At 28.8% G+C, this 15,228-nt stretch carries 10 protein-coding genes, 8 tRNA genes and 1 pseudogene; 4 read left to right on the plus strand and 15 right to left on the minus strand.

Translation table 4 applies throughout. The features are described 5' to 3' along the window. Position 1: 1 nt before the first annotated feature. The 10 genes from NW238_RS03100 to NW238_RS03145 form a co-directional block, all read right to left on the minus strand. A complete protein-coding gene (locus NW238_RS03100) occupies positions 2 to 2,662 on the minus strand; it encodes a hypothetical protein (RefSeq protein WP_258451794.1) in 2,661 nt (886 codons plus the stop codon). 302 nt (positions 2,663 to 2,964) lie between these two features. Further along, positions 2,965 to 4,587, minus strand: coding sequence for a CTP synthase (gene pyrG, locus NW238_RS03105; protein WP_246526119.1), 1,623 nt, complete (start codon positions 4,585 to 4,587; stop codon positions 2,965 to 2,967). A gap of 172 nt (positions 4,588 to 4,759) precedes the next feature. After that, a tRNA-Phe gene (locus NW238_RS03110) sits at positions 4,760 to 4,835 on the minus strand. A gap of 4 nt (positions 4,836 to 4,839) precedes the next feature. Next, positions 4,840 to 4,916, minus strand: a tRNA-Asp gene (locus tag NW238_RS03115). A 3-nt stretch (positions 4,917 to 4,919) separates the two neighbouring features. Next, positions 4,920 to 4,996, minus strand: a tRNA-Met gene (locus NW238_RS03120). 35 nt (positions 4,997 to 5,031) lie between these two features. After that, positions 5,032 to 5,124 (minus strand) — tRNA-Ser (locus NW238_RS03125). Between the two features lies 1 nt (position 5,125). Next, positions 5,126 to 5,201 (minus strand) — tRNA-Ile (locus NW238_RS03130). A gap of 25 nt (positions 5,202 to 5,226) precedes the next feature. After that, a tRNA-Met gene (locus NW238_RS03135) sits at positions 5,227 to 5,303 on the minus strand. A 7-nt stretch (positions 5,304 to 5,310) separates the two neighbouring features. Continuing rightward, positions 5,311 to 5,387: transfer RNA gene (locus tag NW238_RS03140), tRNA-Ala, on the minus strand. Between the two features lie 3 nt (positions 5,388 to 5,390). Further along, positions 5,391 to 5,467 (minus strand) — tRNA-Pro (locus tag NW238_RS03145). Between the two features lie 180 nt (positions 5,468 to 5,647). Here NW238_RS03145 and NW238_RS03150 point away from each other — a divergent pair. Continuing rightward, positions 5,648 to 6,688 carry a Cof-type HAD-IIB family hydrolase gene (locus tag NW238_RS03150; RefSeq protein WP_216505579.1) on the plus strand — a complete coding sequence of 347 codons (1,041 nt, stop codon included), beginning with the start codon at positions 5,648 to 5,650 and terminating at the stop codon, positions 6,686 to 6,688. 87 nt (positions 6,689 to 6,775) lie between these two features. Here the strand turns inward: NW238_RS03150 and NW238_RS03155 are convergent, their stop codons facing one another. Beyond that, on the minus strand, positions 6,776 to 8,131 hold the full coding sequence (locus tag NW238_RS03155) for a M17 family metallopeptidase (RefSeq protein ID WP_216505578.1): 1,356 nt from the start codon (positions 8,129 to 8,131) through the stop codon (positions 6,776 to 6,778). Between the two features lie 119 nt (positions 8,132 to 8,250). Between NW238_RS03155 and NW238_RS03160 the strand changes: the two genes are divergently transcribed. Then, the gene (locus tag NW238_RS03160; RefSeq protein ID WP_216505577.1) at positions 8,251 to 8,919 is read left to right on the plus strand and encodes a hypothetical protein; all 669 of its coding nucleotides are present in this window, start codon (positions 8,251 to 8,253) and stop codon (positions 8,917 to 8,919) included. Positions 8,920 to 8,927: 8 nt separating this feature from the next. Here NW238_RS03160 and gap read toward each other — a convergent pair whose 3' ends face one another. The 3 genes from gap to rplJ form a co-directional block, all read right to left on the minus strand. Beyond that, positions 8,928 to 9,935, minus strand: a complete 1,008-nt coding sequence (gene gap, locus NW238_RS03165) for a type I glyceraldehyde-3-phosphate dehydrogenase (protein ID WP_216505576.1) — start codon at positions 9,933 to 9,935, stop codon at positions 8,928 to 8,930. A 221-nt stretch (positions 9,936 to 10,156) separates the two neighbouring features. Continuing rightward, complete coding sequence (gene rplL, locus NW238_RS03170) at positions 10,157 to 10,528, minus strand: 50S ribosomal protein L7/L12 (RefSeq protein WP_216505575.1); 372 nt, start codon at positions 10,526 to 10,528, stop codon at positions 10,157 to 10,159. A gap of 38 nt (positions 10,529 to 10,566) precedes the next feature. After that, entirely contained in the window at positions 10,567 to 11,070 is a 504-nt protein-coding gene (gene rplJ, locus NW238_RS03175; protein ID WP_216505574.1) for a 50S ribosomal protein L10, read from the minus strand. A 252-nt stretch (positions 11,071 to 11,322) separates the two neighbouring features. Between rplJ and NW238_RS03180 the strand changes: the two genes are divergently transcribed. Both NW238_RS03180 and NW238_RS03185 read left to right on the plus strand, forming a co-directional pair. Then, positions 11,323 to 12,243 (plus strand): DHH family phosphoesterase, encoded by a 921-nt coding sequence (locus tag NW238_RS03180; protein WP_258451796.1) that lies wholly within the window; start codon positions 11,323 to 11,325, stop codon positions 12,241 to 12,243. A 347-nt stretch (positions 12,244 to 12,590) separates the two neighbouring features. Continuing rightward, on the plus strand, positions 12,591 to 13,295 hold the full coding sequence (locus NW238_RS03185) for a hypothetical protein (RefSeq protein ID WP_258451797.1): 705 nt from the start codon (positions 12,591 to 12,593) through the stop codon (positions 13,293 to 13,295). 480 nt (positions 13,296 to 13,775) lie between these two features. Here NW238_RS03185 and NW238_RS03190 read toward each other — a convergent pair. After that, positions 13,776 to 15,228 (minus strand): annotated as a pseudogene (locus NW238_RS03190) (Mbov_0399 family ICE element protein); the annotation flags it as partial.

Below are 15,228 nucleotides of genomic sequence, written 5' to 3' on the forward strand. Positions count from 1 at the left end.
ATTAATTTAAGACTACTTCAAATACTTGTTTAGGGTCTGAGGTATCTGAATGCAATTTAAATTTGACAACAATTTTGCCATCAGAATTTTTTTCTAAATAAAGAGCTTTACGGTTGCCAACAGTTCCAACAGGAATTACCTCACTTTGATAAATATCTAAAAACGTTTCATTTAATTTTAAATAACTCATATTATTGTTTGCATTCTTGTTATTGGTACCATATGTGAAACTATTATTTTTACTATTGAATTTTATGTATCCATAAGGTTTATTAACATTTCTATCCTTTGCAAACTCTTCAAGTTTATTAATTTCTTTCTTATATTCAGGTGCTGATTTATCAACTATAAATAATTTGCCTTCTTTAGCAACATCTAGAATTGATTTAATTTCTTCATATTTCAAACCTTCGTAAACTTTGGTGTATTTTCTTATGGTTTGATCAGGCAATCTAAAACTGAATACTAAAGGCATTTTTCCTTCTTTGTAAAGATTTAGAGATTTTTGGTGTTTGTCAGCTGTTTTTTTAGTATTGGTTTTTACATAACCGATTGTGAAAAAATTATGTTTATTTTCTTGTAACGTTGCCCCAGGCAATGAACTAAATTCTTTTTCACTAGTTCATTCATTCATTTTGATATCTTTTTCAGTAAGCATTCAAGCTGGTTTATCAGTTGGAATTTGTATTCCTAATTCTTGAATCATTTTTTCTGCATCAGTATTAAAATCACCATCTTTAAGTTGAATTGATCATGAATATGTTTTAATACTATCATCGTCAGCATTATATTTTACCGAAGCAGTTATTTTTCTATGTGAATCGTCTCAATTATATGTAACATAATTAGTGATTCCGCCCTCAGTCGTTTTTTCTTTAGCGATTAATTTATTGATACCAATACCTAATGATTCTAATGTTGATTCACTAATTCCTGCAAAACCATCAACAGTAATAATTACTGCATTACGTTTAGTTTCGTTATTGGCATAATCACTATAATATGATTTATCACTAACACTAAACTTAAAAGTGCTTAATATACTTTCTAATTGTTGGTCATTAAGCTTTTCAATCTTAGTAAATCCAGTAATATTGACACTATGCATATAATCTTGTTCAGTTGGTTCTCCAAAAGAAGAATCTTTGGCAAGTGAAATATTTAAATCAAGATTTCCTTCTTTAAGATTTTTAGTTGCAACTTCTACAGAATTAACTTTTACCCCATACTTAGCTAATAATTCGTTACTTTCTTCTTCGCTTTTGCCATCAACATTAATGATTAATTGGTCTTTTAGATTGTCTTTGTGTTCGTTTAAATAATCAAAAACATTCTTTGCAGATTTATCTTTAAGATCTAATGTTAATCTATTTACTACATTTTGAATGCTTAATCCAGGTTTGTATCCAAATGGTCTTGATTCAATTTTGACATCATCAAGATTGTAATCATAAATATTTGTAATTCCGAAGCTAAAGGTCAAATTACCATTATAATCACCATCAATTTCTGTTACTTCTAAGGCAAATACTTCATTCAATGTGTCTATTGGTAGGACAATATCACTGTTAGGATCATTTTTGACAGTGATAATAAAGTCTCCAATAAATTCTTTAATTTCTTCTAAATACACAGTGTTAATTTTAGTATTAGGTTTAGATATTTCGAATTTTGCCTTCTTTGTTAAGTAATCGATCATATCTTCTTTTGAAGTGTATTTATTGAAACAATCAAATGTTTTTTCAACGTCAGAAAAACGTTCAACCAATTTATTTTCTAAGTCCTTAACAATTGCATCATATTTAATTGTTAATGTGCCAAGTTTATCATCGCTTTTTTCGATAATTAAACTATCAAATGGTATAGTTATTTCTACTTTATTATCAATATTACCTTTTTCGCCAAATAATTCATAAAACATATTTTTATCAATCTTTGAACTAATATATGAACGGTAATTATTGTCTAATTTATGTTTGAATTCTAACTTTTCTAGTAATTTCTTCATATTTTCGTTGCCAGAAACAACTTTTAAATCAGATTTTTTAAAACCTTCTATCGCAAATTCATTTACATTAGATTTAATGTCTGTATTTTTAATTTGCAATAAATATTTAACTAAAAGTTTTCCTTCTTGATTATCTGCAATTACTGAAATAATATGTAAATCACATTCATTAACATCGTAATTTGTCGCTAGAACATTCTCAATTCCGAAATCAGAAGCTATTTCATATTGAAGGTTTTCTTGTTCAATATTTTTTATATTAAATTTAACAGTTTTGGCTTTTTCATTGATTTCATTAGCATTTAGTATTTTAAAACCTTCTATTCAAATTGTTTTTTCGACCGTTTTATTATATTTATCAACAAAACTAAATTTAACAGTTAATTTACCTGTACTATCATCTGGCATAACATTAATAATTTGTACCGATTCATTGATTTGATTGTCGTTTTCGTCTAATGATACTACCTTTATTTCATCTTTTTTTATTGAGCTTGCATAAACGTTGCGAATATCTTTTGCATCCACATTAGCAATTTTTAATTCAAAGTCTAAAACTCAGTTTTCTTTAGAAGAAGAACAAGCAGCAGATAAAGTTGGTGTCACAACAGCTACTATCCCACTTCCTATTAATAGTAATTTCATTTTCTTCATTTTTTTATTCCTCCCAAATCCATTAATCATTATTAAATTTTAAAAAGCTGAAAATATAAAACAAAATTAACTTTCTTAGTCTAATAATAATTTAAATGATTATTTTATTTCATATATACATCCTTAAAAATGAATTACGTAAATTATATACTTATTACATTTGGATAATAAAATAGCATTTAAAATACCTAATTATTGACGTATTTTCCACATTTTTTTGCATTATTTTAAGTTCTTCATCATTCTAAGTTTTAAAATTTAAAATTAAAAAACATTGCTGTGCAATGTTCCAATAAAATTGATTATTTTGAAGATTTATTTAGCCAAGTAGCATTTAAAAATTCATTAAACAATGGATTAGATTTTAAGACTCTAGTTGTAAATTCAGGGTGATATTGAACACCTACATAAAAAGGGTGATTTTTAACCTCACAAATTTCGGCTACTTTCAACTCTGGATGTATTCCGCTAAAAATAAATTCCTCGTCTTCTAAAGAATGACGGTATTTATCAGCAATTTCATATCTATGTCTATGTCTCTCATAAAACATTTCTTGACCATAAATTTTTTGCGCTAAAGAATTTGGTAAGGCAATAATTTTATCTTCACCCAATCTTAGTGTACCACCCAATTTCATCGTGTCTCCGTTTTCGTAAAACGGAGTTAACACAAAATTTTGTTTGACTTTTTTATCAGCAAACTCTTTACTTGTAGGGTTTTTTATTCCTAATCTTCTAGCTTGTGCTATCGCCATAGCTTGAAATCCTAAACAAATACCTAGTGTTGGAATTAAATTTTTCCGTGTATATTCTGCTACATCAACTTTAGAATAAAATCCTCTAACACCAAAACCGGGAAGTATCATAACACCATCAATATTACTAAACATTGTTTCAATATTTTTATCTGTTATTTGCTCAGAATCAACTAATTCATAATTCAATTCTACATTTAAATGTGCTGCAGCAATTTTTAACGAAGAAACGATAGATAAATATGCATCTTCAAGACCAGTATATTTACCAACTAATAACAAATTAACTGGTTTTTGCCTCTTTGATAAATATTTTTTTATAAATTCGTTTCATTCATTGTTAGCATTTTGAATAATAGGTTTTTTAATATTAAAGTGTTTAAAAATAATTTCGATAATACCTGATTTTTCCAAAAATAATGGAATTTCATAAATGTTTGCTTTATCAGGAATATTAATAACGTTTTCAGGTTTTAAAAAAGCATTTTCACTAATTTTTTTTATTATTGATAAATCAACATCTCCCTGTGAACGCAACAATAATAAATTAGGGTTTATACCAAATGAACGAAGAGAAGCAATAGATACTTGACTTGGTTTTGATTTGTATTCTTTTGAGGCTGTTAAAAATGGCACAAAAGCTAAATGTGCAAACATTGTTTGTTTTTTGTATAAGCTGGCGAATTTGCTTATTGCATATATGTAAGGATTTGACTCTAAATCTCCTACAGTCCCACCAATTTCAATTAGCATGAAATCTGGTTGCTTATTTTTTGCTAATGATACTATAATGTCAATTATTTCATCAATTACATGAGGTACAATTTGAACGGTTTTACCACCATATTCTCCCTTTCTTTCCTTCTCGAAAATTCTAGTAAAAATACGACCAGTTGTAAAGTTAGATTCTTTTGTTAATTTAACATCTATAAATCTTTCATAGTGACCTAAATCTAAGTCGGTTTCTCCACCGTCGCTAGTTACATATACCTCTCCATGTTCCATCGGATTCATAACTCCAGGATCAATATTTAAATATGGATCAAGCTTCAAAACAAAAATATTGAACCCCTGAGCCTTTAATAAATTGCCCATACTTGCTGCAGTAACTCCTTTTCCTAATCCACTTAATACTCCACCTGTTGTAAAAATAAACTTTGTTTTCTTCATAATTAAACTCCTTAATAATATTTTAATCATATAACAAAGATGAAAAATACCACCAATTTAATAAAGACAAAAACCTTCGGCATACTTTACCAAAGGTTTTGGAGTCATAAATTTTATGTTTTTAAATAAAATCGCGAAAAAAAAGCCCTGCTTGGGGGCGATTTTCATCATATGGTGGCTCCGGCAGGAATCGAACCAGCGACACACGGAGCTTCAATCCGTTGCTCTACCTACTGAGCTACAGAGCCAACATGGCGGTCCAGACGGGGATTGAACCCGCGATCTCCTCCGTGACAGGGAGGCGTATTAAACCACTTTACCACTGGACCATTTGGTGGCGGAGGTTGGACTTGAACCAACGACCTCAGGGTTATGAGCCCTGCGAGATACCGAGCTTCTCCACTCCGCGATGTGATATTTTTAATTGGGTGCCATTAAGGCAAATGGCGGGTGATGAGGGATTTGAACCCCCGCGGGCCGTGAAGCCCCTGCTAGTTTTCAAGACTAGTCCCTTCAGCCGGACTTGGGTAATCACCCGTGGTGGACCTAACTGGATTCGAACCGGTAACCGACCGGTTATGAGCCGGTTGCTCTAACCGTTGAGCTATAGGTCCATAACAGTTAGATAATTCCATATAATGGTAGCGTCGAAGAGAGTCGAACTCTTGACCTTCCGGGTATGAACCGGACGCTCTAACCAACTGAGCTACAACGCCATAATAATGGTGGAGGATATGGGATTCGAACCCACCACCCCCTGCGTGCAAGGCAGGTGCTCTAGCCAAATGAGCTAATCCCCCCAATGGTGAAGAAGACAGGATTTGAACCTGCGACCACTTGGTCCCAAACCAAGCGCTCTACCAAGCTGAGCTACTTCTCCGCTGGTACGCTTTTTGTTTAAAAAGCAAGATTATTATACCATATCAAAACACCCCTCAAAGTATTTATTAAAATTTTTTTTAATATTTAATAAGTACTAAATTCGCCTTGCAAATTAGTACTTAAACGATTGATAAGGTGCAAAAAAGTAATAAAATTAGTAATATAGGGAGAAAAAAATATGAAAAAAAATATTGATTTAAGTAATGAGAAATTTATCTCTTTCAAAAAAAATTTAAGACTTACTAAGAAAGAATTTTATAATTTAGTTGAAATAAAAAATGATTCTGAGTTAAGTTTGATACCCTTATTTAGATTTAATAATCAAACTACTAAAGAAGAAATAATCGTTAAAATTACCAATGTTTCTGAATTCATTTCATTCAAGACACAAAAATTAAATATAAAGGATTTCGATACTTTTGTTTTTGATATGGATGGAACATTGCTTGATTCTAAAAAAAATATCGTACCTAACAATCTTAATAAGCTTAATGAGCTAAGAGCATTAGGCAAAAATATATGCATTGCAACCGGTCGAGCAATATTTATGTTGGAAAATTATCTTAAACTAATACCATATAACTTGCCATTCTTATGTGCAAATGGTGGTATGGTTTACAACCATAAAACAATGAAGTTGATTTCAAACTTCAATATAAAAGATCATGATGCGAAATTATTAATGGATAAATGTGAAGAATTAAATTTAGGCTACTATGTGTTTTGAAATAATGGTCTTGTCGGAGTAAATGTAGAGAATTCCGAAGATTTCAAATCACGTGATTACTCAAAAATGATGAAACCCGAGCACTGAGCCTTGAATCCGGGTCGAGAATTTTTGAATGGTAAGATAATTTGTAAAATTTTAGTAACTTTTGATTCTCACCAACAACAAGACATTTTAAAATTTGCTAATTATGTCAAGGAATTTAAATCATTAATTGGTGTACAAACTCAAAAAAACTTCTTCGATGTTGGAGAACCTAGCTCAAAAGCAAAAGCGTTAGAATCGATAGTTGCCAAATATAATATTGATTTAAATCGAACTGTTTCATTTGGAGATGCAAACAATGATGCGCCAACATTTGAAGTTACCGCTTTATCTTGCGCACCTTTAAATTCAATGGAAAATGCTTTGAATGGCGCAACATTTGTTTCAAACAAGACATCAAATGAAGATTGAATTGCGGATTTTATCAGTAAATATTTACAAAAATAAAACACTCCAAATTAAGGAGTGTAAAACACGAACTTACAAGATATTGAATTATTTCATTTTTCAGATTTAAACACGGAAACGTGTTTTTTATTTTAATATTGCAAATTCAACCAAGGTATCTAATAAGGCCCCTAAAGGTTTTCCTTTTAAATCGGCAGTACCTGCAATATCACAGTGAATATAGGGGACATTATTAGTAAATTGTTTTAAAAACATTGCGGCTGTATTATGATCCGATGTTTCGTCATTATTATAGTTATTCAAATCAGCCACTAAACTTGCAGTGTTTGGTTCGTGAAAATCATCATGCATTGGCATTCTTCAGACTTTTTCTTTAGCGTTAGCAGCAGCACTATTGAAAATGTATCAATTTTCCTCATCTGTAGAATAAATTGCTGAATATTCATGTCCTAGAGCACTAACACATGCGCCTGTTAACGTAGCAACATCAACTAATGTTGTTGCGTTTAATTTTGTTGCGGCATAATATAATCCGTCAGCAAGAACTAGACGTCCTTCAGCATCTGTGTCAGTTACTTCTACTGAAATTCCAGCCATTGATTCATAAACATTTTCAGGTAAAGAAGCGTCGCCATCTTGACGGTTATCGGTAATACACATTACGGCCGAAACATTCTTTTTAATCTTTAGTTCAGCAGCAGCTTTGACTGCGTAAGCAGCAATAACAGAACCAGACATATCAAACTTCATGCCTTCCATGTGATATCCTTTTGTATTCATCCCACCAGTATCAAATGTTATTCCTTTTCCGACGAATACAACTTTTTCATCGGAATTAGGATTTCCGTTGTATTCAATAACAACTACCCTCGGAGCAAATGTAGAACCTTTGTTTACAGATAATAACAATCCCATGTTTAAATCGGAAATTTGTTTTTTATTTAATACTGTAATTTCCAAATCTTTATTCTGACTGAATTCATCAGCAATAAAATCAGCTAATTTTTCTGAATTGCAGAAGTTTTCAGGCATTATTTGTAAGTTTCTTGCAGAGTTTTTATTTAATGCAATTGTCGCACATTTATGAGCAATGTCAACATATGAAGCGTCAGGAAAAAGGAAAGTAAATTGTCTTCTTTCTGGTGCTTCTTTTTTCTTATTGAATAAAACAGCTTCATACAAAAATACCCTTGAATAAAAAGCTTTAATTACAGCTTCCATATCCAAAAGACTGTTTGTAAATGTAATTAATTCGATTTGATAATCTCTATACCCTGTAACGATATTTTTATCAATTAACTGCACCAAATCTGAATAACTTAATTCCTTTTCAACAAAAATATAGGCAATTTTAGTATCCATGAATTCTGTAATTTTTCCATGTTTTTGTGATATTTTATCGCTTATTTTTTCAGCTTGTTGTTTGCTAATTGCTTTAAGAACGAATTTATCATTTCTAAATGTCGAGTAATATCTAATCATGCAACCTCCTAATATATATGATTATTATATATTTAAAATAAAAGTATTGCATTTTTTCAGTAAAAATATTGAATTTTTTCGTTTTTTTGTTTATGCATTCTTACTAACGAATAAATAATATGCAAATAAATAACACCACATTTAAATCTATTTTAATTTCTTATTTTTCAACTTTTATTAAAACAAAGTCAATTAGTTTTATGAGTTGACCAAACAAGTGAATTAATTATCAAATACGAATTGAAGTTGTCTGAAACAAAAATTTTATATTTCACTCATTAGGTTTATCAAAAATTAAAAATAAAATTAAAAACAATTACAAAGTAAATGAATTTATTAGTGATGTTTATTTTAACAGATTAAGTTATAGCAACATAAATCAATTATTAACAAAAAACAAAAAACGTATAGTAATGAAAAAACTTTTAGCAATTAATTGGATTACTTCTCGCTTTAAAGATAAAGGTTTTTTTATTAATTTCAAAATTAAAAAGAGCCTTGACAAACCAAACGCATTTGAGCAAAGCGAATGTATCCTTTATAGTAAACCGTTAGAAAATAAAATTGTTGCATTACACTGTAAAATCGGCAATAAATACAATTTGGATATAAAAAATAATCGTTCAATATTTTGGAACAACAATAAAGATACATTAAATATAGTTGTAATTCCAATATCTATTAAGTTGTTAAAAAAAGATAACATTAAATTGGACAATTTTCGAAATATTAATTGAACATTTTTAAATGAATGGATAAATAAAAAAACGAGTGTCGAACACTCGTAAAAAGATTATTATTTAAAACTTGCCATTAATTTTGTAACTCTAACTAATTGTGATACATATGACATTTCATTATCGTATCATGCAAAAATTTTGTAAATTTTTTCACCATTAGCTTCTTTAACTTTTGTTAATGTTGAGTCAAATATTGAACCGAAGTGTGAACCAATAACGTCTGATGAAACAATTAAATCTGTGTTATATTTCAATGTTTCGTTTGCAGCTTTTTCAAATGCTGCATTAATTTCTTCAATAGTTGGTTGTTTTTCCAATTGAACTGATAAATCAACAAATGATCCAGTAATTGTTGGAACACGTAAAGCAAAACCATCTAGAATTCCCGATGCTTCAGGAACTACTAAACCAATTGCTTTAGCAGCACCTGTTGATGAAGGAACAATGTTTTGTCCTGCTGCACGAGCTCTACGTAAATCACCTTTTCTATGTGGACCATCTTGCAACATTTGGTCTCCAGTAAATGAGTGAACTGTTGTCATAAATCCATTTTTAACACCAAAATTATCAACTAAAACCTTAACAACTGGTGCCAAACAGTTAGTTGTACATGACGCTGCTGAAACGATAGTGTCTTCCGCATTTAATGTTTCGTGGTTTACGTTGTAAACAACCGTTTTAACATCTGAACCTGCTGGAGCTGAAATTAAAACTTTTTTAGCACCTGCAGTTAAGTGTTTTTCTGATAGATTTCTTTTTACGAAGAAACCAGTACATTCAAGAACGATGTCAATTCCTAATTCGCCTCAAGGTAGATTTTCAGGATCTTTTTCAGCAAATACTTTAATTTCTTTACCATCTACTCAAATAGATCCGTTTTCAACTTTAATGTCATTTGATAATGGTCCGAATGCTGTATCGTATTTAAGTAAATGAGCTAACATTTCGGGTGCTGTTAGATCGTTTACAGCTACAACTTCAATGTCTTTTTCTTTTGTTTCCAATAAATGACGTAATGTTAGGCGTCCGATACGCCCAAATCCGTTAATTGCTATTTTTTTCATGTTTACCTCCTCATGATTTCTTTTCGATATTTATTTATTTGTAATTATTTTACTAATTATTTAATTGCTTATTTATAGTGTATCGGTCAAAATATGAAAATTTTAAGGGACTATTACCACAAAAAAATTATGTGTATTTTTCCTTTTTAGCCTATTAGATAACCGAAAAAGTAAAATAAAAGACCAAAAGGCCTTTTAAAATATTATTCTTGTTATAGAAATTATTTGAATTCAACTGATGCGCCAGCTTCTTCAAGTTTTGCTTTTAGTTCTTCAGCTTCGTTCATAGTAACGTTTTCTTTAACTACAGCAGGTAATGTTGAAACTAATTTGTTTGCATCCATTAGTGCTAATCCTAATAGTTCTTTAACTACTTTAACAATTGGTAATTTTTTACCGTTGTCAGCAGTAATAACAACGTTAACTGATGATTTTTCTTCGTTAGCTTCGCCAGCTGCAGGAGCTGCAGCAACGGCAACTGCTGAAGGGTCAATACCGAATTCATCTTTCATTGCTTGAACTAATTCCATAACTTCTTTAATTGACATTTCTTTTAAAGCAGAAATAAATGTATCTTTTTCTAATTTAGCCATTTTATTGTTTCCTTTCGATTAAATTGTTGTTTGAATTACTATTCGCTTTCTTTTTCACTATATAGTTTTAAAGAAAGGGATAGTTGTTGTAGAGGAGCGATAAGTGAACGTGCAAGTATGCCAAGTGCTTCTTCATAGTTTGGTAATGAAGCAACTTCAGCAACACCTTTAGCATCGATAACTTTTCCTTCGAAAATACCAGCTTTAAGTACTAATAATTTATTTGTTTTAGCAAATTGATTTAATACTTTAGCGGCAGCTAATTCATCCTCATTGCTAAAAGCGTAAATGTTAGGTCCAACTAAATGGTCTCCTAAAGATTCAAAATCTGTATCTTTAAGTGCATATTTGAAAATACGATTTTTAAAAACAACTAACTCAACGCCAGCTTTTTTAGCTTCAACACGCAATTCTGTTAATTCAGCAACAGAAAGTCCACGATATTCAGCAACAACAAGTCCTTTAGTGTTTTTGATTTTCTTTGAAATCATTTTTGCTTGTTCTTTTTTCATTAATTTGAATTTAGATTCTTTTGCGTTCATATGGAGTTTCCCCCTTTCGTAATTAATAATTCGCAATACGATTATAAAATATAGACAATATGTTTATGGTATACATTCGGTAACAAATTAAGTTAACACAGTTACTGTCTTTATGTATTGCTACGCTATTATAACGTAAACTATTAAATTTTAAAAATAATTTTACCTATTCATAATTATATTTTTTAACACGTAACCTATAATATATATTAATGGACTTATAGTTATAAAGATTACTTGTATAATAATGTTATGAATATGAAAGAAAAATTTAAAAAATTTTGAGAAATAATTAATCAACATGAATATGTTACGTTATGCACTCATACAAACCCAGACGGCGACACAATTGGTTCGGCAGTTGCGTTTAAAGAAATTATTGAATTGAACTGTGAAAACGTTAAAGAAGTAAAAATATCTGGTGGCGACTGTCCAAGAAATTTAAATTTTTTATTTGAAAATAGATTGTCATTAGTAGATGATGAATTTTTTGATAAATCTTTAGTTGTGGTCGTAGATACATCTGTAAAGAAAAGAATATTTGACAAAAGAGTCATAACCGAAGAATCGCTTAAATTTGATCATCATCCTTGTGAAGAAAAATGAAAATTTGAAATTGGTGGTGACTATTGACCTGCTACTGGTCAATTACTAACAGAAATGGTAATGGCATTAAATTTGAAATTAAATCAAAAAGCTTTAAAAGGATTGGCGGTTGCAATATTGACCGATACAAACAATTTCACGGAAAGAAACATCTCTTCAACAACATTTAGTACGATGTCATATTTGCTTAAACAAGGTTTAGAATATAAAGAAGTTATTCTCCAAATGCAGTTAAACAAGGAAGAGAAAAAACTCATTTTTGAAACGATATCAACCGCAAAAACCGAAGGTATTATCACCTATGTAATAAGCAGAGAAATTATTCCAAATGATATTGCTAGACCTTTAGTTAACTCGTTTTTAGATATTACCGATACCGAAGTATCGCTTTGTATACTTAAAAATGTAGAAGGTAAATATCGCTGTTCAATCAGGTCACGTTCGTATTACGATGTTAACAAAATAGCAAATTATTTTGGAGGAGGAGGTCATAAAAACTCATCAGGATTTTTTATAAACTCATTAGACCAGCTATCTGAAGTAGTCACTAAAATTAACTCAAAATAATATTTCTTATAAGTCAGATTTTTTTAAATCTGGCTTATTATTTAAAAAATAATAAAAGGTGATATATTCGATATTATCCAGAAAAATATAAATATTTGTTTAGGAAGTAATACGACACAAAACTAATTTTAGACACTTTTTATCAGTATTGCGGACTTATTAGGAATAAATTTGCAAAAATTAGTTGAAATTTATGTAAGTATTATTCTAAAAAACTTAATTTATACAATACTAATCAAAAAATAGAGTGAAAAAGAGAGTTCGCAAATGAAATTTACATATCAATAGACGATTGTTTTGGTAAAGTTAGAATAAAAAATAAAGTTCATAAATCAAATACAAAAATTATGAAAATATTTACAGATACAAATAAAACGCCATTATATTTTTATGAAACTTATACTACAAATGACGATTTAAAACTAACTAATCAAACAAGAGCAAGCATTATTAAGTCAATTATCAGTAAATACTACATAACAAACACAGAAACTAAAATTTATCTTTTATCAGATGGAGCAGTTTATTTTAAAAACCAAGCAACTTTATTAAGCGCTAAACATATTTATGACTATTACCACTTTAAAAAGAGATTTAATGAAATTTTTAAGAAAAAGTTATTTGTTTATTCAGGGAATAAGAAAAGTAGAGTTTGAAACAACAAACAAGCCAAAAAATGACTTTACAATTCTTTAAATGATAAGAAAACCTTTTTATACAAATTAGATTATTTGGCAAAATCAGATTTATTAATCAAAAGTAAAAGGAAAGTAATTAATAATTTTATTAAATTCATATACAAAAATTGTAAGAATTTAGAATTTCATATTAATAGCATAACAGCACAAGCAGAAACAACAATTTCATTATACAAAGCCATTTATCGAAAAAGATATTCGATATTTTCTTTAAAAACACTTATAAATCTAATTAATATTAATAAAAATACTAAATGTAATTTTGTTGATTTTAAATTAGAGAGTTCAAGTCTAAAAAATGTAGAATTTGAGCCTATCATTTGAGCGAATAATCAAAATTATCATTGAGTTTAAAAAATCGCTTACAAAGCATAAATAACTCACAATAAAGAAAAATAACCATTAAATTAGCAAAACTTTTCAATAGAGATGATTTAAACGTGGTTTTATGGGTATTTATAGTTATGCAAATAAAATAACTTTTAAGTTATATCTATAAATCAAACAAATATCTAATTTTTATTTATGAAATTATTAAAATATGATATACGCACGCACGATAAGCAATATATATTATTGCTCTAGGGGGAAGAGCTTACTACACAGAGACGAAAATTTAAGTTGAGAGAAGTTGAGTTTAAATTATTATCAATTTAGTTTTGCATACTATATACGCGCGCACGCCCGATAAACAATATATATTATTGCTCTGGGGGGCTACTAATAACACGATAGTATTTAGATTAATTAAATCGCCCTAAAAAATTTTTTTAGAAAGAGTTAATTGTGGTAAAATTAGATTAAAGAAACAAACCTTCATTAATTTCTATCTCTCTCTAATTTATATTTCTGATATAGAAAATCAGAAATATTTTTAATAATTTTATTTCTTAAATTGCCTAAATCATTTCACTATATTTAAAAACTCATTTAACAACTAAACTTAAATCATAAAGAATCCTATTTCCGTTTTCATCATTAACAAATTCTGCATGATTTGTAATATTTACAGTAGTAGTATTTCTAATTTTTTTATTAATACCTTCAATTATAAAATCAAATTTTGCTGATTTCCCTTTTGACAAATACCAAATACCTTCATTGTAATTTATTATTCTCACGTCGTAATTAAGGTTTAAACCATACTTATTTAATTCATCTGTGATATATTCTATTACCTTCGTTTTTAACCCAACAATATTATTTTCGTTAATTATCAAGTCATCGATTTTAATGTTTTTAAGATCTATATCATTATCAATAATTTTATTCGTCGTATTAATTACACCCACATAAAAAACGCCATTTCTACCATTTAATGCCTCTAAAACCAATGATGACTTACGAGGTAAGTTTACATTCGAAACATTTATCTGTGGTTTAATTCTCTGTTTAATTACTGTATCTAAATTTTTAATTTCATAATCAGTACCTAATTTTAAATGTGGTATTTTGATAGCTATTTGCTCTAAAATAAAGCTTTTAATTTCATCATAATCATCTAAGCCTGACAAATTAATATCATCCACAACCAGACCTTCAAAAATATTGTTTTCATTGCTATTTATTGACTCTTCATCTGCAAAACCTTCAATTTGCAATATAAAAGTGTTATTAGGTTCAATTCTGTACCTATCTTTATATTCCTCTTTAACTTTAACATCAATATTTAAAATTTTAGTATCTACATTAAAGCTCAAAGAAATGTTTAATTTACTTATTTCCTCCATATCATTAGTGAAAATTCTATTTATATTTTGATTTAACTTTTTAATATATTCACTAACTAAACTATCACGAGCTAAACTCAATAATAGTTCTTGATTTAGATTTAAATTAATTAAAGTTTTTGCACTAGAATCAACATCTCTAAACTTAACATTTAAAAAATATCTCTGCTGTAATCTATAAATATCTTCACTTGTTTTTGGATTCAAATAGATATAAATACCTTGCTTATCTTCACTAATTTCAATGTTAGCAATATTAACTTCACTTTTATATTCAAAATCGCCTAATATATCTCTATACGCTTGCTCAAAACCATTAGTAATATATTTTCCCCTAAATTCTTCACTCATATATTGATCGTCATTAATTGCATTAAATACTGGATTTATACTAATAAAATCATTGTATTTTGCACTTCAATACAATTCGTTAATATAACTTTTATAATACTGCATAGCACTTTCATAATTTAAAGCTACAATATCTTCATCTTTTAAATTATGTTTTATTTTTAAATAGTTAAAGAACTTTATTCCTTGTTTTGTTTTTCAAAGAG

Origin of the sequence: Mycoplasma zalophidermidis, assembly GCF_024742155.1 — a bacterium.
GTDB lineage: Bacteria > Bacillota_I > Bacilli_A > Mycoplasmatales > Metamycoplasmataceae > Mycoplasmopsis > Mycoplasmopsis zalophidermidis.